The sequence below is a fragment of the Streptomyces sp. CRCS-T-1 genome (assembly GCF_024442335.1).
Lineage (GTDB): Bacteria > Actinomycetota > Actinomycetes > Streptomycetales > Streptomycetaceae > Streptomyces > Streptomyces koelreuteriae.
The window spans coordinates 66074-85312 of sequence record NZ_CP101651.1; the positions used below are offsets into that span (position 1 = coordinate 66074).

Here is a 19239-nt window from a genome sequence, read left to right on the forward strand (position 1 = left end):
GGCCCCTCGCCATGCGCAGCGCTTCGACGGAACACCCGAGCAGCGAGCGCCCACAGCGCCCGGACACCCCGACCGGCGTGGCCCGGGCCACGCCGCTCACGGCACTGGACCGCGTGCCGTGGGGCGACATCCAGGACTCCACGGGCTCGGCGGCCGCCATTCCCGTCCTGCTCAGCGGCATCGCCTGGGGTGACGCCGACACGGCCCGGTCCGCACTCGACGACCTGCGGAAACGGATCTGCCAGTTCGGTTTCGTCGTGGAGCAGGCCACCGCCGCCACGGTTCCGTTCCTGTGGGAACTGGCGAAGCAGCCGCAGGTGACCTGCCGTGCCCAGATCATCCGGCTACTCAAGAACATCGCCGACGCCCGGCAGTGGGAGAGCACCGCCGCCGTCTATCCGAAGCTGCTGAACCATCGGGAGAACCCGGTGGTCTGGGAGCGTGCGGCGCGCCAGGCGGTGCGTGCGCGGCGCGGAGAGCTCGGCCGGCTGATGGACGACGAGGACACGGAGATCGCCCGGGCCACGAACGAGCTCGCGCGCTCCCTGGGAGCCTGAGCCCCGGCGACTTGAGGGCCGGCGACTTGGGGGCCGGCGAGATTTTGCGGAAGGTTTCCGATCGGGCCAAGGTGGGTGTGCGGGCCCGGCCGTAGGGCGGCTCCCCTGTGCTCATGGCGCGGGGAGACGTGACGAAACGGTGAGGGCCCCCTGTCACCATGGGTGATGCCCCTCGCCTCGCGGGTCCGGGCAGTGTAGACATGGGCACATGGTCCGACTCTTGGGTCGATCCGGGACTCGATCGCCCCTGCGGCCCGGCGCTGCGCCGTCCGCACGGCAGCGGCGGGAGGCGGGTTCGTCGCGGTGGCATCCGATGGCGGGGCTGCGATCGGTCGTGGGCGGACGCAGCGTCGCCGGACAGGTGTTCCTGCTCGTCGTGGTGATCGTGCTGCTGCTGGTGGTGGCCGCGGTGGTGGCGCTGGTCCTGCAGGTACGGCACGACACGACCCAGGAGGCCCGTAACCGTTCACTCGCCGTCGCGGAGACCTTCGCCAACGCGCCGGGCACGGTCGAGGCGCTGGAGGGCCCCGATCCCACGGCGGTGCTCCAGCCGCGTGCCGAGGCCGCCCGCGAGCAGTCGAAGGTCGACTTCATCGTCGTCATGAACACCGACGGCATCCGCTACACCCATCCCAAGCCGGACCGCATCGGCAAACAGTTCGTCGGGAACATCGCCCCCGCGCTCGCCGGGGAGTCGGTGACCGAGCAGATCCAGGGCACGATCGGGCACCTCGTGCAGGCCGTGGTACCGGTGAAGGACCCGGACGGCAAGGTCGTGGGCGTGGTGTCGGCGGGGATCACGACGGAGAACGTCGGCGGCACCGCCGACCGTCAGCTCCCGCTCGTACTGGCCGCCGCCGCGGTGGCCCTCGCCCTGGCGACGGCGGGCGCCGCGCTGGTGAGCCGCCGGCTGCTGCGCCAGACCCATGGGCTCGGGCCGCACGAGATGACCCGGATGTACGAACACCACGACGCCGTGCTGCACGCCGTGCGCGAGGGCGTGCTCATCCTCGACGGCTCGGGCACCCTGCTGCTCGCCAACGACGAGGCGCACCGCCTGCTCGGGCTGCCCTCCGACGCCGAGGGCCGGCACATCCTCGGCCTGGGGCTCGACCCCGGCACCGCCGATCTGCTGGCCTCCGGGCGCGTCGCCACGGACGAGGTGCACCTCGTCGGGGACCGGCTCCTGGCCGTCAACCAGCGGACCACGGAGAGCGCGGGCGGCCCGCCCGGCAGCGTCGCCACGCTGCGGGACTCCACGGAACTGCGTGCCCTGTCCGGCCGGGCCGAGACCGCGCGGGAGCGGCTCAACATGCTGTACGACGCCGGGGTGGGCATCGGGACGAGCCTGGACGTCACCCGTACCGCCGAGGAGCTGACCGAACTGGCCGTGCCCCGGTTCGCCGACTTCGTCACCGTGGACCTGTTCGACTCGGTGCTGGGCGGCGGGCAGCCGAACGCCGCGGCCGCGCTGAGCCGTACGGCGCTGAGCGGGATCCGCAAGGACGCTCCGCTCTACCCCGTCGGTGAGCGGATCAGGTTCGTCGACTCCTCCCCGCAGGGCCACAGCCTCGACACCGGGCGGGCCGTCCTGGAACCCCGGCTGGGCGAGGCCCCCGGCTGGCAGGCGCAGGACCTCGAGCGCTCCGCGCAGATCGTGGAGTACGGCATCCACTCCCTGATCACCGTGCCGCTGCGGGCCGGCACCCTGGTGCTGGGCGTGGTCAGCTTCTGGCGCTTGGAGAAGCCGGAGCCCTTCGACGCGGACGAGCTGGTCCTGGCGGAGGAGCTGGTCGCACGCGCCGCCGTCTCGATCGACAACGCGCGCCGCTACACCCGCGAGCACAGCATGGCCGTGACGCTCCAGCGGAGCCTGCTCCCCCGGAACCTGCCCGAGCAGGGAGCGCTGGAGATCGCCTACCGCTATCTGCCGGCACAGGCCGGGGTGGGCGGCGACTGGTTCGACGTACTGCCGCTGTCAGGGGCCCGGGTCGCGCTGGTGGTCGGGGACGTCGTCGGCCACGGGCTGTACGCCGCGGCCACGATGGGGCGGCTGCGGACCGCCGTGCACAACTTCTCCGCCCTCGACCTCCCGCCGGACGAACTCATCGCCCTGCTGGACGAGTTGGTCGGCCGCATCGACCAGGACGAGACCGAGGAGGACGGCAGCGCCCCGGTCACCGGCGCGACCTGCCTGTACGCCGTCTACGACCCTGTCTCCCGGCGCTGCACCGTCGCGCGGGCCGGGCATCCGCCCCCGGCGCTGATCCATCCCGACGGCAGTGTCGAGTTCCCGGAGGTGCCGGCCGGTCCCCCGCTCGGGCTCGGCGGTCTGCCGTTCGAGACGGCGGAGCTGGAGCTGGCCGAAGGGAGCCGGCTGGTGCTCTACACCGACGGGCTGGTCGAGGACCGGGAGCGGGACATAGACGTCGGCCTGGACATGCTGCGCGAGGCCCTGAGCCGGGCGGGCGAGTCCCCGGAGGACACCTGCCGGGAGGTGCTGGACTCGCAGCTCACGGCCCGGTCCAGCGACGACATCGCCCTGATCGTCGCGCGCACCCGGGCGCTCGCCGCCGACCAGGTCGCCGAGTGGCCGGTGCCTGCCGACCCGGCGGCCGTGGGCGAGGTGCGGGCGGCGGTCACCCGGCAGCTCACCGAGTGGGGGCTGGACGAGCTGTCGTTCACCACCGAGCTCATCCTGAGCGAGCTGGTCACCAACGCGCTCCGGTACGGTGACGGCCCCATCCATGTACGGGTGCTGCGCGACCGCAACCTGATCTGCGAGGTGTTCGACAGCAGCAGCACCTCGCCGCATCTGCGGTACGCGACGATGACGGACGAGGGCGGTAGGGGCCTGTTTCTCGTCGCCCAGCTCGCGGAGCGCTGGGGGACGCGCTATCTGCCCGCCGGGAAGGTGATCTGGGCGGAGCAGCCGCTCCCATAAGCGGCACTTGGAGGTGCTCATAAAGTTGGCTTATGAGCTCATAGACCGGACCCGCGTACCGACTTAGGCATGCCTTAGTTTAGGCTTCCCGACGAGATCGCTTGTCGCCGCTCGAAGGGAACCTGACCATGCCCCGCCCCCTGCGGGTAGCCATCGTCGGATCCGGCCCCGCCGGGATCTACGCCGCTGACGCCCTGCTCAAGTCCGAGGTGGCCGCCGACCCCGGTGTGTCCATCGACATCTTCGAGCGCATGCCGGCGCCGTTCGGACTGATCCGCTACGGCGTGGCGCCGGACCACCCGCGGATCAAAGGCATCATCACGGCCCTGCACCAGGTCCTCGACAAGCCGCAGATCCGGCTCTTCGGCAACGTGGACTACCCCTCCGACATCAGCCTGGACGACCTGCGGGCGTTCTACGACGGTGTGATCTTCGCCACCGGCGCGACGGCCGACCGCGCGCTGCCCCTGCCCGGCATCGAGCTCGACGGCTCGTACGGCGCCGCGGACTTCGTGTCCTGGTACGACGGCCACCCGGACGTCCCGCGCACCTGGCCGCTGGAGGCGGAGAAGGTCGCCGTCCTCGGCGTCGGCAATGTCGCCCTCGACATCGCGCGTGTCCTGGCCAAGACGGCGGACGAGCTGCTGCCGACGGAGATCCCGGCGAACGTCTACGAGGGTCTGAAGGCCAACCGGGCCAAGGAGATCCACGTGTTCGGCCGCCGGGGCCCGGCGCAGGCGAAGTTCAGCCCGATGGAGCTGCGGGAGCTGGACCACTCCCCCAACATCGAGGTCATCGTCGACCCCGAGGACATCGACTACGACGAGGGCTCGATCGCCACCCGGCGCGGCAACAAGCAGGCCGACATGGTCGCCAAGACGCTGGAGAACTGGGCGATCCGCGACGCCGGCGACCGGCCGCACAAGCTCTTCCTGCACTTCTTCGAGTCGCCGGTCGAGGTTCTCGGCGAGGACGGCAAGGTCGTCGGTCTGCGCACCGAGCGCACGGAGCTCGACGGCACGGGCAACGTCAAGGGCACCGGCACCTTCAACACCTGGGACGTCGGCGCGGTCTACCGTGCGGTGGGCTACCTGTCCGACAAACTCCCCAAGCTTCCCTGGGACATCGACTCCGGCACCGTGCCCGACGAGGGCGGGCGGGTCATGCAGGAGTCCGGCGAGCACCTGCAGTCCACGTACGTCACCGGCTGGATCCGGCGCGGCCCCGTGGGCCTCATCGGGCACACCAAGGGCGACGCCAACGAGACGGTGTCCAACCTGCTGGACGACTACGCGAACGGCCGGCTCCAGACGCCCGCCACCCCCGCTCCCGAGGCCGTGGACGCGTTCCTCGCCGAGCGGAACGTCCGCTTCACCACCTGGGACGGCTGGTACAAGCTGGACGCCGCGGAGAAGGCGCTGGGTGAGCCGGAGGGCCGTGAGCGCGTGAAGCTCGTCGAGCGCGAGGACATGCTGCGGGCGAGCGGCGCCTGACGCCCGTCCTGTAGGCCTGTGGGGCGGGTCCGGTGGCAATGTCACCGGACCCGCCCTTATGCGTGCTTGAAGCGTGTACGATCCGGATGCTTCACCGAATCATCACGCGGCCTTCACAAGAGGGCCTTGCAAGGGGGGACGAACGTCCATGCACATACGCCTTGTCGCCACCACGGCGGCCGTTGCCGGAGCCCTGATCGCCCTGACGGCGGTTCCGGCCCAGGCTGCCGAGTACAGCTCCGCACTGAAGATCCGCGGCATCCAGTACGACGCTCCGGGACGCGACTCGAACAGCTGCTCTTCGGGGAACACCGACGACGAGTACCTGACGATCGAGAACTACTCTCGGTCGACGACCGTGAACCTCAAGGGGTACGTCGTCAAGGACGCCGCCGGCAACAAGTTCACCTTCACCGCCAGCCACACGCTGCAGCCCGGTGACTACGTGAAGCTGCGCGGCGGCAACGGGTCCGACTCCGACACGAAGAACGTCGTCTACCGCGACAACTGCAACTTCATGTGGAACAACGACAAGGACACGATCTACGTGTACAAGCCGTCCGGCAGCCGCGCCGACGTGCACTCGTACACCAAGAGCGGCTCCGACAAGGACGGCAACGGGTACATCACGTACCACGGCTGACCTGGCATGAAGCTGAGGCCTGTTGCCGTTCCGGCAACAGGCCTCACGTTCTTCCCGCCGGACGCAGCATGATCGAGGGAGCCGAGCCCCCTGGAGGATCCATGCCGCAGACGTCCGCCACCGGCCCGACCCACCGGCTGGTGCCTTCACCGGCCGGTCGCACACATCTCGTGGAGCAGGGAGACGGACCGCTGGTTCTGCTGCTGCACGGGTTCCCCGAGTCCTGGTACGCGTGGCGCCACCAGCTGCCGGCGCTGGCCGCCGCCGGCTACCGCGCGGTGGCCGTCGACGTCCGCGGCTACGGGCGCTCGTCCCGGCCCGCGGCGGTGGATTCGTACCGGATGCGGGAGCTGGTGGAGGACAACGTCGCCGTGGTGCGGGCACTGGGCGAGCGGTCCGCCGTGGTCGTCGGACACGACTGGGGCGCGAGCATCGCCGCGACCTCCGCGCTGCTCCGGCCCGAGGTGTTCCGCGCGGTGGGGCTCCTGAGCGTGCCCTACACCCCGCCCGGCGGCCCGAGGCCCGGCGAGGTCTTCGCCCGGATGGGCGGCGACGAGGAGTTCTACGTCTCCTACTTCCAGGAGCCCGGCCGGGCCGAGGCCGAGATCGAGCCCGACGTACGCGGCTGGCTCGCGGGCTTCTACGCCGCCCTGTCCGCCGACACGATGCCCGAAGCCGGTGCCCCCGACCCACACTTCGTCGGCCCCGGCGGAAGGCTGCGCGACCGCTTCCCCGTCGGCCGGCTCCCGCACTGGCTGGACGAGGCCGACCTCGACGTCTTCGCCGGGGAGTTCGAACGTACGGGAATGACCGGCGCCCTGAACCGCTACCGCAACATGGATCGGGACTGGGAGGACCTGACCGGCTTCGCCGGCGCTCCCGTCACCCAGCCGTCGCTGTTCATCGGCGGCGGCCTGGACGCGTCCACGACCTGGCTGGCCGACGCGATCGAGGCGTTCCCGGCCACGCTGCCCGGCCTGGCGGCTTCACACATCCTGGAGGGCTGCGGCCACTTCCCGCAGCAGGAACGGCCCGACGAGACCAATCGGCTCCTGATCGAGTGGCTCGCGGGTCTTCGCTGACCTAGAGGGCCGGGCCCGGGAGCCAGCATTTCCAGGGTGCGGGGCTGGATGGCCGGTGCGCGTGACGCTCCGGCTCGGTCCGGCGAGCGGTCGACGATCCGGAACGGGGTGTCGTACGCGCGCAGTTGTGTCGCGAGCGCGAGTCCGGTCGGGGCCGTGCGGCACGGCCGGGCCCTCCGCGCCGGGTGGCTCGCGGAGGGCCCTGATCGGTCGTGCCGGCTGACGACGGTGCCGTCTCAGACCTCCAGATCGGTCTCGATCCGGCGGAGCTGGTGGCGGGCCATCGCCATGTTGGCCCGGCTGCCGTCGAGCACGAGGTAGAGGAACAGCCCGCTGCCTCCGCGCCCCTTGATCAGGCGGATGAGGTGGTACTGGGTGTTCAGGGTGATCAGGATGTCCTCGATCTCCTCCTTCAGGCCCAGGAGTTCCATGGTGCGCAGCTTGGCCCGTACGACGTCGGTGTTGCCGGCTGCGGCGACTTCCAGGTTGAAGTCCTTGGTGCTGCCGAGGGTGCCGAGTGCCATGCCGCTGGTGTAGTCGACGAGTGCGGCGGCCGTGGCTCCGTCGATGGAGCTCAGGCATTCCTTCAGCGCGGTCTCCGTGTTCGCCATAAGTCAGTTCCTTTCGATCGGTGTTGCTCTTCGGTCGGTCCAGAGGTTCGGATGGCTCAGATGCCGGTCTGCGGGCGCGGCTGGTGGGTGGGCCGCTGCGGTGTGCGGACCGGGAGGGTGCCGATGGGGCGGGCCGTGGCCGGGAGGGCCGCGGCGCGGTGTTCGGCGGGTACGGGCCGGTCGGCGTGGCGGCCGGTGCCGGGGCCGACGCGTGTGGTCAGCAGGTCGGCGATCCGGGCGCCGCTGCGCCGGCCCTCCAGGTGCAGACGGCCGACGTTGACGCGGTCCTCGGCGAGGAGGGTGAGGACGGCGGTGGTTCCGGCGGCGTAGGTCGCGACGTAGCCTCGGGAGCCGCGGACCAGCAGTTCGCGGAAGTCGCCGCGGCCGGCGGCGTCGGTCAGGCGGTAGGCGACACCGAGGGCGGCGGCGGTGAGCGCCGCGAGTCCCTCCGGTTCGGCCTCCGGCACGTCGTGAGCGAGGACGAGTCCGTCGACGGTGGCCGCGAGGGAGCCCGTCAGCCGGGGTACGCGGGTGCGGAGCCGACGCAGTTCGTCCAGGACGTCGGTCTCGACGGCCATGAGCATTCTCCTTTCGGCACGCTGTCTTCGCGCGCGGATCACAGTGCCTCCAAGGCGTGCAGGAGCCGTCGCAGCAGTGCGGTGTCGGGCTCGTCCGATACCACCGCATGAGGGGCGGGGCCGGGCTCGGCGGACGCGGGGGCGGGGACTGAGGCGGGGAGTGAGGCTGGGGCGGGGGTTGTGGCTACGGGGACGACCATCCCGGCGGCTGCCAGGCGGCGGAGTTCGACGAGGGTGTGGAACGTGCGGCAGGCGAGGGCCGTGGCGATCTGGGCGGCGGTGCGGACGCCGTCGACCTGGGCGAGGGTGAGGCTGCGGCGGGCCGGTAGGTCCGAGGGGTCGGCGTCGGGCGCCCGGGCGAGCGGGGCGAGGTCGACGCAGGGTTCGGGCCATATGCGGTGCAGCAGTTCGCGGCGGCGTCTCGACTCGCGCAGGAGGGCGTCCACGGGTACGGAGCGGACGGCGCCGAGCCAGTGCGCGACTCCCGGACGGAAGCGGAGTACCGGTCCGTCGTGGGCGAGGACGAAGTACGCCGCGTCGAACAGGGCGCCCAGATGGCACAGTTCCAGTGCGCCGGCGGCGAGTTGGCCGCTGTCGACCAGTTGCCGGCCGACCCTGCAGCGGCGGCCCGCCTGGTCGATCGCGGCCCACCAGCCGTCCGCGGCGAGCGCACCGCTGTGGGTGAGCAGGTCACCCAGGTCGGGTGTGACGGCGGATTCGACGTGTACGACGTGTCCCGAGGCCAGATAGACGACGCCCGACTCGGTGGACAGGGCGCCGCTCGCGCCCTGCGCGGCAAGGGTGCCGAGCAGGGCCGAGGCCGGTTCGTCCGTGCGTGAAGCGCGGGTCGGCGTCATCATCCGAGCACCAGTCGGTCCGCCATCTCGGCCAGCCGGATGCGGGCCAGGGCCAGGTTGCCGTCACTGCGGTCGAGCCATAAATGCAGGAACACGGTGCTGTCGAACGTCGTGCTGACAAATCTGAGCAGGTGGTACGAGTCGGCGTTCGTGATGATCAAATCCTGTACGGGTGGTTCTTTGCCGGATATCTCTCCCGCTTCGCCGCCGGCCGGTGCGAGGAGGCCGCTCTCTGTGGCGAGTCGGGCGAGTTCGGCGGTCTCCGCCGCCGTCGCCTCCAGGTCGCCGCCCGGTGCGTCACCCACCGCGCCCAGGGCGAGACCGCTGATCCAGTCGACCACCGATGCCCCTCGCGCGCCGGGCAACCGCATGGCCTCCAGCAGACTCTCGTCAATTCCGGGCACGCCGAATCCCCCTCCCCTGCACGGCCGTTCCCGCGAACGTGAGCACGACACTACGGTGTGTGCTCGGTGCAGGTGAACGCTTTGGCATTTTCCAAAGGAATGTGCAGTGGAGTGGGCAGAGGGGCATGCGGGATCGATCCGAAGCGAGCAGGAGTCGCCCTGCCGCGCTCCGGGGCTCTCAATCGGTGTCTTGACCTGGGCTCCAGCGCGTCGGGCCCGGCATCGCGCACTCGGCGGCGAGTCGCACGTTCGGGGGGCTTCCGCAGGGTGCCTCAGGGCTCATGCTGACCTCTTGCTGACTCTACTGATGGGTAGTCAGGTCCTATCGGGAGCCCATCCGCCCCGAGGCACTGTCCGTGTCGGTGAGCGCGTCCTACCCCGACCAACGGGCCTGTGCCACTGGCCGCCCGCCGCATCGCAGAACCCAAGGCATTCGGACTTCAGCGGGCGTTGATCTGTTCGCTGCCCTGCGCGCCGCCGGTGATGTAGATGAAAAAGCCGTAGCCCCCGGGCGGGGGCACGGGTCAGTGGATGGGGCGCCAGTGCTCCAGCGCGTCGTCCAGCACAGGCGCCTCGGGGTCGTCACAGATCAGGCAGCCCCACACCAGACCGGGCACATCTGGGCCCATGGCATCGGCCGACCCTTCGGTGAGCGTGCGGTGAACGGCTTCGAGGTAGGCGGCGATCGACGGATAGCCAGGCTTGTCGCAGGCCAGATTGTCCGGCAGCGACCAGTAGCCGACGCCGCCCGCGCCCACGTAGTGCCCGGATTCGTCGCCGGTCAGCCACGGCCGACCTCGGGCAGCCAAGGCCGGAGCGAGTCCGCCGGGCTGCGCAGGATCCCGCCGGGCAAGAACGCCCCCGAGCCGACCTCGCCCTCTTGCTCATTAGCCTCGATGTACTGGTGCTCCACACCGCCACACAGCCGCCAGAGATCGCCCAGCTCAGTATGAGACTGGGGCATTCGCCTTCAGCCAGGCCGTGAGGCGGCGCCAGGCCGTCTCCACACTCCGTTGATCGCTCATCCCGCCGACCTACTGAGAAGCCGTTGCCATACAGATCATGGAGTCTGTCGATCGAACGGGAGTCTCGATCGGGTGATCGCGGGCGCTGCCCGGCATGAGAGCAGGACCTGGCGGTATGCGGGGAAAATCCAGGGGAGCGGACGGCCGCGCGCTGCTACGGTCGGGCGCCATGAGCTGGCTCCCCGATGACTTCGTCCACCCCCTCCTGGTACCGCTGCCGGGCGGTGGCCATCACCTGCGGCCGATCCGGGAAGCGGACACCCCGCTCGACTATCCGGCCGTGATGGGTTCGCGCGAGCGGCTGTGGACCATCTTCGGCCCGGCCTGGGGCTGGCCCGCGGCCACCATGACCTACGAGGCCGACCAGGCCGACCTGTTGCGGCATGAGAAGGAGATCGCCGCACACCAGTCCTTCAACTACGCGCTGTTCGACGCGGCGGAGACAGCTCTGCTCGGCTGTGTCTACATCGACCCACCGGAGAGGGCCGGCGCGGACGGCGAGATCTCCTGGTGGGTGGTGGACGAGCTCGTGGGCAGCAAGGTCGAGCAGGCCCTCGCCGCGCTGGTGCCGCAGTGGATCGCCGCCGACTGGCCGTTCGAGAAGCCGCGCTTCCTCGGCCGCGAGATCTCCTGGTCGGACTGGCTCGCCCTGCCGGAGCATCCCGACACCTAAGCGGTTGTTGGAGTCCAGGTAGCTCGGGGGTGCGATCCCATTCCGAGTGGTTCCCGGAGGCCCTGTTGTCTTTGTTTGCAGCGCACGCATGCCCACAGGCGTGATGGGGCGTGGCTCACCCTTCGCCGGACTCGGTGGTCCGATGGCGTTCGGTCCGCAAGGATGCGGCGGATGAGGGCGAGTCGAACGTGTGAGGTGTGTGGGGCTGAGCTGTCCGACCGCGGCCGGCGGGAGGGGGATGCGCCGGCATCGCCCGGTCGGCCCGCCCGTTACTGTTCCGACGCCTGCCGGCAGCGCGCCTTCCGCCGGCGGTCGGCACGGCAGGCCAAGGACCAGGAGCAGGGCCGGGGCCAGGAACGCTCGCGGGCGGACGGCCAGGAGTTGCCACGTGCACTGGACTCCTTCATCGGACGCAGGCGCGAACTGTCCCGGCTGCGCACCCTGGTGAAGTCCGCACGGCTGCTGACGCTCACCGGTCCGGGCGGAGTCGGCAAGACCCGTCTGGCGACGGAGTTCGCCACCGGGCTGCGGGGTGCCGACAGGACGGCCCGGCTGGTCGAACTGGACTCGGTCCACGACGCCGACCGGCTGCCGCAGGCCGTGGCCGCAGCGCTGGGCGTGGGTGAGCGCGGCGGCCGGACAGGGGTCGCGCTGCTCGCCCATGAGCTCGGCGACCGTTCGATGATGCTCGTGCTGGACAACTGCGAACACCTCGTCGAGCCGTGCGCGCAGTTGGTCGCGACCCTGCTCGGCCGATGCCCCCGGCTGCGCATCCTCGCCACCAGCCGGGAAGTGCTGCGGGTGCCCGGCGAAGTCGTGTTCCGGGTCGGTGAACTGTCTCTGTCGCCGACCGGCACGGACGACCCGGCGGCCGTGCTTCAGGCGGATGCCGTCCGGCTCTTCGTGGACCGCGCGGGCGGCAGCGCACCCGGATTCGAGCTGCACGGCGGCAACGCCCGTACCGTGGCCGAGATCTGCCGACGCCTCGACGGAATGCCGCTGGCGATCGAACTGGCGGCGCGCCGTACGGGCGTCCTCCCGCTCAGCGACATCCTGACCGGCCTGGACGACCAGCTCACCCTCCTCACGGACGGCAGCAGAACCGGGCCCGGACGGCACCGCGAGCTGGCGGCCGCCATCGACTGGAGCCATCGATTACTGGATCCGGAGGAGCAGACCCTGTTTCGCCGGCTCTCGGTCCTCGTCGGCGGATTCGACGCCGTGGGTGCGGCGGCGGTCTGCGCCGACGGCCAGATGCAGCCTCGGCACGTCCTGCGGGTGTTGTGCGCGTTGGAGGCCAAGTCGCTGATCGCACGGATGCCGGCAGCGGATGCCGAAGTCAGCGCGCGTTTCCGGCAGTTGAGTTCCATCCGCGCCTACGCCCTGGAGCGCCTCGCCGACTCCGGTGAACTGCCCGGCACCTGGCAGCGGGCCGACGACTGGCTGACCGGGCTGATGGAGCCGGCCGCGGATCAGGTCTTCGTCGACCAGGCGGGCGGCCGCCTGACCGAGGAGCGGGAGAACCTCGCCGCAGCCGTCGCCCATCTCGACGGCCTCGGCAGCGCACCGCACGTACCGCTGACGCTGGCACTGGCGAGAGTGCGCTTCCAGCAGGAGCAGCTGACCACCGCCCGGGCGCTGCTGACGCGCGTGCTGGAGCACAGCGACGGCCCGATGAGCTCGCGGGACTCCCAAGGGCCGCGGATGTCACCGGAGTCAACCGGCTCGCGGTTCTCCCGGCACGTCGGGGCGACCCTGGCGCTCGCCGCCCGCGCGGCCTGCCAGCAGGCGGACGAGGGAGCCGCACTGCGCTTCGCCGAGCAGGCGGTCGCCGTCGAGCGGCACAGAGACGACCCCGCCGGACTCGCCAACGCCCTGGACGCACGCGCTGCCGCCCTGCTGTGCCGCGGCGAGTTCGCGCAGGCCGTCGACGACTTCGCGGAATGTCTGGACCTCGTCGCCGCACTCGGCAACCCCCGCGACACGGCATGGTGCCGCCACCATCTGGCCTGGGCGCTGCTGCACATCGGCAAGGCGGCCGAGGCCGACGAGCTGATGGCGGCCTGCCTGCCGCAACTGCGCGGACAGCACCCCTGGTGCCAGTCGGCGGCCGCCCTGCACACCGCCGGCGCGATCCGGCTCGCCCTGGGCGATGTCGCCGCGGCCCAGGACCTGTTCGCCGAAGGCCTGCGCACGGTGCCCGGCGAGAGCTTCCACGCGCTGTATCCGCTGGAGGGGCTTGCCGTCGTGGCGGCCGAGCGGGGCCGGATGAAGCGGTCGCTACGGCTGTTCGCGGCCGCCGCGCAGGCGCGCAGGCGGCTGGACACCGAGCCGGAGGCCGAGTGGCGACGGCAGGTCGAGTCGGCGACGGCCCGCGCCGCCGCGGCGCTGCCCCCGGCGGGGCGGGACGCCGCGGTGGCACAGGGCCGCGGGATGAGCTGGGAGCACCTGATCGCCCACGCCCTGCTCGGCACCGACGAAGGACCGGTGCCGGTCGACCGTACGGACGAAGGCCGATCCCCGCTCACGGGCCGGGAGATGATGGTGGCCTCGCTGGTCGCCGAAGGGCTGACCAACCGCGAGGTCGCCGCCCGGCTGGATCTGTCGGCGAGCACCGTCTCGACCCACCTCGACCACGTACGGGACAAGCTGGGCATGCGCTCCCGTACGCAGATCGCGCTGTGGGTGGCCGGAAGGGAACAGCGCCGGGCCGCTGCCGAGGACGATCCGCGCCGGGGCGAGATTTCGTAACGCCGCCGGGCCACCGGTCATCCGATCGATCCGCGCGGGCGCCCCAGCTACCAAGCTGATGCGGAACAGGGCATTCCCGAGGACCCGACGGCGTAGAGCCGCTACCCGACGGCCTTCCCCCCACGGAATGCCCTGTCCGGCGAGTAGATCCGGCGAGGAGACGCGATGCGGCACGACCATGATCCGGACGGCGAACAGACGAACTCGAGGAGGGCATTCATCAGAAGGAGTTCGGTGGGAATGACCGCGGCCCTCGTGGCGACGACCGGGGCCGGAGCCGCCTCGGCGGCACCGGTGAGCCCGGTGCAGAAGGCGCGAGCCGCGGGACGCCCGTTGGCGGTCACGCCTGCCTGCGACGGTCATGAGACCCCGGCGGCGATGGAGGGACCGCTCTTCAAGCCGCAGTCGCCCGAGCGGACGGACCTCGTCACCCCCGCGATCCGCGGAGTGCGGCTCGATCTGAGCGGCATCGTCTACGACACCGCCTGCAAGCCCCTGCCCGGGGCGCTCATCGAGTTCTGGCAGTGCGACCAGAACGGCGACTACGACACCGCCGGCTTCTCGCTGCGCGGACACCAGTACACCGACGGCAGGGGCGCGTTCGGGCTGCGCACGATCATCCCCCGTGACTACTGGGGCCGATGGGGCCAGCGGGCGCCGCACATCCACACCCAGGTCCAGGCGCCCGGCGGACCGGCACTCATCACGCAGCTGTACTTCCCCGACGACACCCAGGCGTACGGCCGGGACTTCGCCGCGCTCAACGCCGCGGACCGGCTCATCAACCGGGCCTGCACGATCACGCTCGCGGGCCCGAAGGGCGGCCGCTACACCGGCGCCTTCGACTTCGTCATCCAGACCACGGCCACGTAGCCGACCGCCGATCACTCAAGGATTTCCGTGATGCATACGCAAACGTCATCCCGGCGGCGGCAGTTCGTCCGGTCGTCCATGGCGGCAGCGCTGGCCGCGGGCGCCCTCGCGGTCGGGGGCCTGATCGCCGCCGGCACCGTCTGGTCCGGCCCCGCCACCGCCCCGGCCGGAGCCGCCAAGGACGTGGGGGCCGCACCGGCGCGCGTGGCCGGACAGTGGCAGCCGACCGCCGTTCCGGTGGCCAAGGGCGACCTCACGGCCGTGGCCGCACTCAGCGACAAGCAGGCCTGGTCCGTCGGCTATCGGCTGAAGAGCAACACCGAGCTGGAGGCCGTGGCCCTGAAGTGGGACGGCACGTCCTGGAAGCAGCAGTCGACCCTGCCGAACGGCACCTTCCCGCAGGCGCTCGCCGTCCGGTCGGCCTCCGACATCTGGACGGTCGGCGCGACGGCGGCCCACTGGGACGGCGCCTCCTGGACCACGCGCAACCTCGACCGCGACCCCGCGGGCCGGGTGACGCCCGACGCGGTGGTGACGACCTCCGACGGTAAGGCCTGGACGGCCGGCCGCGCCGTGCCGCAGGGCATCAAGAACGGGGTGCCCGCCATACAGGCGTGGGACGGCACGGCGTGGCGCCGGCAGACCCTGCCCGACGTCGGCAAGGGCGAACTGACCAGCCTCACCGCCGTCGCACCCGACGACATCTGGGCGGCGGGCACGTCCTTCGCCACCGGCAGCACCGCGCAGACGGCCCTGCTGCTGCACTGGGACGGCACCTCCTGGACACGGGTCGCCGCGCCGGCGGGAGCCGCGGGCGAGCACCGCTGGCTCAGCGGCATCACCGCACTGGGTGCCGACGACATATGGGCGGTGGGCGGTTCGACATCCACGGGCGCCGACAGCCCCTACGCGGTGCACTGGGACGGCAAGAAGTGGACCGACGCGAAGGCACCCGCGATCGCCGACGGCCGGCTTCGGGCCGTCGGCAAGGCCGGGGACGGCACGCTGTGGGCGGTCGGCGGCAAGGGTGCTGTCTCCGTCGCCCTGCGCTTCGACGCGCAGCAGCGCCGCTGGGAGCAGGGGGCCGACCCCGGAGTGGTGGTGCGAGGGTTCACCACGGTGCCGGGCAGCGCCAATCTGTGGACCGTCGGCATCGCCAAACAGGGCGACCTGCTTCCGGCGGTGACCCGCTTCACGGGCTGACCGGCAGACCCGCCCCGGGCCCGGACCACGCACCAGGGTCCGGGCCCGGACAGCGCCGGTGATCAGGGCGAGAGTGCCCGGGCGGACCGACCGGCGGGTCCAGAGACTCCCCGGCACTGAGGGGCGTGGCCGACGGCGCTCACATCACGCGCAGTCCGTCCTGCGCGGACGGGCGGGATCGTGTTCTGCTGCTGCCGTCCGTACCGCCGTGCATCCGTCCATGAGCATCAGTGCCTATCGGCGGGCATGATGTTCGCGCTTCGGAGGGCTCTTGAGCTCCGGCTGCTGCAGGTAGTCGGAGCAGTCGGGGTTGTGGCAGGGCCCGGGGGCCCACACGGGCACGAAGATCCCGAGGGTCTTGTGCCGCTTCTTGATGATCATGTCCAGGGGGTGCTGGCAGACCGGGCACGCGGTTGTCCCTCGTGGGCCGGCCCCCCGCTCGGCTTTGCTCATTCTTTAACAATAGGCCACTTTGGTAAAAATAGGGAAAATCTACCCATTCTGGCGAGGTCTGCTGGGACGGTCAGTGCGTGCTTCGTGGCGGATCTTCCCTGGGTTCTGCCTCCGCGTGCGGGCCGTGGGCGGGTTCCGGATTCGCGGCCGTGTCCGGTCGTGGTTCTGGCCGCTCGTCCTGGGCGACGGAGGAAGGCGCCGGGGCGGGGCGCAGCAGGCTGAGCGTGACGGAAGCGGCCAGGACGACGACGATGACCGCGAGGCTGATCGGCGAGGGGATCTCCGGGATGCTGGGGCTGATCATCTTGTGCGAGGCCTGGAGGATGAGCTTGACGCCGATGAAGCCGAGGATGATCGCCAGGCCCTTGTTGAGGTAGTGGAAGCGGTCCAGCAGTCCCGCCAGCATGAAGTACAGGGCCCGCAGGCCCAGGATCGCGAAGGCGTTGCTGGTGTAGACGATGAAGGCGTCGTCGCTGACGGCGAGGACGGCGGGGACGCTGTCGACGGCGAAGATCAGGTCGGCCGCTTCGATCGCGGCGACGACCGCGAGGAGCGGGGTGGCCACGCGTTTGCCGGCTTCCTTGACGAAGAACTTGGTGCCGGCGTATTCGTCCCTGACGGGGACGATCTTGCGGAGCAGCCGCAGGGCGAAGCTCTTGCCGGGATCGAAGGTCTCCTCCTCTCCCTTGAGGAGCTTGTAGGTGCTGTAGAAGAGGATGGCGGCGAAGGCGAACAGCACCGCGGTGAAGCGGCTGACCACGGCGACGCCGAGGGAGAGGAAGATCCCCCGGAAGACCAGGGCGCCCATCACACCGAAGAACAGCACGCGGTGCTGGTAGGCGCGGGGCACCTTGAAGTAGGCGAAGATCACCGCGAAGACGAAGAGGTTGTCCACCGACAGGCTCTTCTCCAGCAGCCACGCGGTGGTGTACTCGGTGCCGGCCGTCCCGCCCAGGACGAGGAAGACGACGCCCCCGAAGATCAGGGCGAGGCCCACCCACAGGCCGCTCCAGGCGGCGGCCTCCTTGAAGCCGATGACGTGCGCGGTGCGGTGGGCCAGCAGGTCCACCGCCAGCGACACCACCACCGTCGCGGCGAACGCTCCCCACAACCACAGCGGGACCTCACCCACGCCGGTCACCCTCTTCGCGGCTCACGCCGATTTCGCAGCCCCTTGTACAGGAGTCTCCGGCATCACGCAGCGCCGAGCGACCCGGCAGGCCCCGCTCGCGGCGGCCAGGAGGTGTGGGCCCGGCAGATCGAAGCCCTGTTTCCGTGACCGGAACCGTTCATGACCGGCCACGCGGTCACCACACGTGGTCATCGACGACGCCGCCTCGTCGACACGTTCCTGCGACCAAGCGCTCGGCGGGCCCTCGTCCCGGCCGGACGTGCATCCGATCATGACGTCGTCCCGCCTCAGTCCCGCCCTGGGCCGTCTGTCCGGGAGCGCCCTGAACCCGAGGTGCGTCGCACCTTCACCTCTTACGACACTGGATAGCAAGGGGGCTGACATGTGCGAATGATCCTCGGGGCAGGACGGCGGCACCGGCCCCCGGGCGGAGGGCGGCATCCATGGCTGTCAACGGCACGAGGTGGCCGGACCCGGCCGAGTGGTCCGGGAAGATCTACAGCGCGGGCTGGCGCGAGTCCGAGGGCGGCACCCGCCAGGTGATCGAACCGGCCACGGGGCACGCGCTGGCCGACGTCGGCATCGCCTCCCCCGCAGACGTCGCTCAGGCCGGCGCTCGGGCCGCCCAGGCCGCCGGCGACTGGGCGGCGGCTCCTTCCGATCGGGTCGAGGTCCTGCTGCGCGCCTCCGCCGCCCTGCGTGAACACGGCGACGCCTTCCGCGACTGGATCGTCCGCGAGTCGGCGGGCGTCCCCGCCAAGGGCGACTACGAGATCATCGCCGCCCTCGCGCAACTGACGCACGCCGTCGGACTGGCGTCCCTGCCTCGGGGTGAGGTCCTGGCCCCTCAGGCCCCCGGTGGAACGAGTCTGGCGTGGCGGGTGCCGCTCGGCGTCGTCGGTGTCATCAACCCTTGGAACGCGCCGCTCCTGTTCGCGATGCGCGCGTTGGCGCCCGCCCTCGCGCTGGGCAACACCGTGCTGCTCAAACCCGACCCGCTCACCCCGGTGTCCGGGGGTGTCCTCGTCGCGCGGCTCTTTGAGGACGCCGGACTGCCCGACGGAGTGCTGCACGTCCTGCCGGGTGGCGCGGAGACCGGGCAGGCGGTCGCGGCGGATCCGCATGTCGCCATGGTCGCGTTCACCGGCTCCACCGAGGCCGGACGCATGGTGGCCCGTGTGGCGGGTGAGGGGTTGAAGCGGGTCTCCCTGGAACTCGGCGGCAAGAACTCGATCGTCGTGCTGGAGGACGCGGACGTGGAGGCGGCCGCCCTGGCCGGAGCCGTGAGTACCTTCGGGTACCAGGGACAGGCGTGCGTCGCCGCCGGCCGTCACCTGGTCCACGCCGACCTGGTCGAGGCGTACACCGACGCGCTGGTCGGGCGCGCGCGGGCCATGCGCGTCGGCGACCCTCGCGAAGCGGGCGTCAGCGTCGGCCCGGTCATCAGCGAGCAGCAGGTCAGCAGGATCGAGCGCATCGTCGACGAGAGCGTGGCCGTCGGGGCGCGGGTGCTCACGGGCGGCCGACGCGACGGACTCTTCTACCCGCCCACCGTCCTGGACCACGTCGGACGAGCCATGCCGGCCTTCACCGAGGAGATCTTCGGTCCCGTCGCCCCGGTCATTCCCTTTCACAGCGAGGCGGAGGCCGTCGAGATCGCCAACGACACCGCGTACGGTCTGACGGCGGCCGTGCACTCCGGCTCCGTACCCAGGGCGACCGCTGTCGCCGAGCAACTGCGCACCGGCATGGTCCACATCAACGACGTCTCCGCCAAAGACGCCGCGAACGCCCCCTTCGGAGGCATGGGCATCTCCGGCAACGGCTCCCGCATCGGCGGCACAGCCAGCCTGGAACAGTTCACTCAGTGGCGCTGGATGACGGCACCGGGGCCGCTGCCGGGGGGCCTTACGGGCCAGTGCTGACGCCGACCGGGCTTGCCTGCGGCACGCGGTGGGCT

17 protein-coding genes are annotated in these 19239 nt (G+C 71.1%); 10 read left to right on the forward strand and 7 right to left on the reverse strand.

Features of this window, described 5'->3' with window-relative positions:
* Window positions 1-11 precede the first annotated feature (11 nt).
* From NNW99_RS00285 to NNW99_RS00305, 5 genes are all read left to right on the forward strand, one after another.
* Window positions 12-557: a hypothetical protein gene (locus NNW99_RS00285; RefSeq protein ID WP_215116547.1), complete on the forward strand. Its 546-nt coding sequence runs from the start codon at window positions 12-14 to the stop codon at window positions 555-557.
* A 313-nt stretch (window positions 558-870) separates the two neighbouring features.
* Entirely contained in the window at window positions 871-3501 is a 2631-nt protein-coding gene (locus tag NNW99_RS00290) for a SpoIIE family protein phosphatase (RefSeq protein ID WP_370869107.1), read from the forward strand.
* A gap of 128 nt (window positions 3502-3629) precedes the next feature.
* Window positions 3630-4994, forward strand: a complete 1365-nt coding sequence (locus NNW99_RS00295) for an FAD-dependent oxidoreductase (RefSeq protein ID WP_215116549.1) — start codon at window positions 3630-3632, stop codon at window positions 4992-4994.
* 148 nt (window positions 4995-5142) lie between these two features.
* Complete coding sequence (locus tag NNW99_RS00300) at window positions 5143-5637, forward strand: lamin tail domain-containing protein (RefSeq protein WP_215116550.1); 495 nt, start codon at window positions 5143-5145, stop codon at window positions 5635-5637.
* Between the two features lie 101 nt (window positions 5638-5738).
* The gene (locus NNW99_RS00305) at window positions 5739-6719 is read left to right on the forward strand and encodes an alpha/beta fold hydrolase (RefSeq protein ID WP_215116551.1); all 981 of its coding nucleotides are present in this window, start codon (window positions 5739-5741) and stop codon (window positions 6717-6719) included.
* A gap of 236 nt (window positions 6720-6955) precedes the next feature.
* On the opposite strand, the gene NNW99_RS00310 is transcribed toward NNW99_RS00305, so the two are convergent.
* From NNW99_RS00310 to NNW99_RS00330, 5 genes are all read right to left on the reverse strand, one after another.
* Window positions 6956-7330, reverse strand: coding sequence for a hypothetical protein (locus tag NNW99_RS00310; protein ID WP_215116552.1), 375 nt, complete (start codon window positions 7328-7330; stop codon window positions 6956-6958).
* A gap of 56 nt (window positions 7331-7386) precedes the next feature.
* A complete protein-coding gene (locus tag NNW99_RS00315; RefSeq protein WP_215116553.1) occupies window positions 7387-7908 on the reverse strand; it encodes a roadblock/LC7 domain-containing protein in 522 nt (173 codons plus the stop codon).
* A 38-nt stretch (window positions 7909-7946) separates the two neighbouring features.
* Window positions 7947-8768: a hypothetical protein gene (locus tag NNW99_RS00320; protein ID WP_370869108.1), complete on the reverse strand. Its 822-nt coding sequence runs from the start codon at window positions 8766-8768 to the stop codon at window positions 7947-7949.
* On the reverse strand, window positions 8765-9169 hold the full coding sequence (locus tag NNW99_RS00325; RefSeq protein WP_215116554.1) for a hypothetical protein: 405 nt from the start codon (window positions 9167-9169) through the stop codon (window positions 8765-8767). The genes NNW99_RS00320 and NNW99_RS00325 overlap by 4 nt, the downstream gene beginning before the upstream one ends.
* Window positions 9170-9693: 524 nt before the next feature.
* Window positions 9694-9978: a hypothetical protein gene (locus NNW99_RS00330; protein WP_251057654.1), complete on the reverse strand. Its 285-nt coding sequence runs from the start codon at window positions 9976-9978 to the stop codon at window positions 9694-9696.
* Window positions 9979-10363: 385 nt separating this feature from the next.
* Between NNW99_RS00330 and NNW99_RS00335 the strand changes: the two genes are divergently transcribed.
* The 4 genes from NNW99_RS00335 (at window position 10364) to NNW99_RS00350 (ending at window position 15694) form a co-directional block, all read left to right on the forward strand.
* Entirely contained in the window at window positions 10364-10867 is a 504-nt protein-coding gene (locus NNW99_RS00335) for an N-acetyltransferase (protein ID WP_215116555.1), read from the forward strand.
* 381 nt (window positions 10868-11248) lie between these two features.
* Window positions 11249-13618 carry a LuxR C-terminal-related transcriptional regulator gene (locus NNW99_RS00340; protein WP_251057655.1) on the forward strand — a complete coding sequence of 790 codons (2370 nt, stop codon included), beginning with the start codon at window positions 11249-11251 and terminating at the stop codon, window positions 13616-13618.
* Between the two features lie 240 nt (window positions 13619-13858).
* Window positions 13859-14491 carry a dioxygenase gene (locus NNW99_RS00345; RefSeq protein WP_251057656.1) on the forward strand — a complete coding sequence of 211 codons (633 nt, stop codon included), beginning with the start codon at window positions 13859-13861 and terminating at the stop codon, window positions 14489-14491.
* Window positions 14492-14521: 30 nt separating this feature from the next.
* Window positions 14522-15694, forward strand: coding sequence for a hypothetical protein (locus NNW99_RS00350; protein ID WP_215116558.1), 1173 nt, complete (start codon window positions 14522-14524; stop codon window positions 15692-15694).
* A gap of 234 nt (window positions 15695-15928) precedes the next feature.
* On the opposite strand, the gene NNW99_RS00355 is transcribed toward NNW99_RS00350, so the two are convergent.
* Both NNW99_RS00355 and NNW99_RS00360 read right to left on the reverse strand, forming a co-directional pair.
* Complete coding sequence (locus tag NNW99_RS00355; protein ID WP_251057657.1) at window positions 15929-16075, reverse strand: hypothetical protein; 147 nt, start codon at window positions 16073-16075, stop codon at window positions 15929-15931.
* 142 nt (window positions 16076-16217) lie between these two features.
* Window positions 16218-17279, reverse strand: coding sequence for a TerC family protein (locus tag NNW99_RS00360; protein ID WP_215116560.1), 1062 nt, complete (start codon window positions 17277-17279; stop codon window positions 16218-16220).
* A 443-nt stretch (window positions 17280-17722) separates the two neighbouring features.
* Between NNW99_RS00360 and NNW99_RS00365 the strand changes: the two genes are divergently transcribed.
* Window positions 17723-19204: an aldehyde dehydrogenase family protein gene (locus tag NNW99_RS00365; RefSeq protein WP_215116561.1), complete on the forward strand. Its 1482-nt coding sequence runs from the start codon at window positions 17723-17725 to the stop codon at window positions 19202-19204.
* Window positions 19205-19239 lie beyond the last annotated feature (35 nt).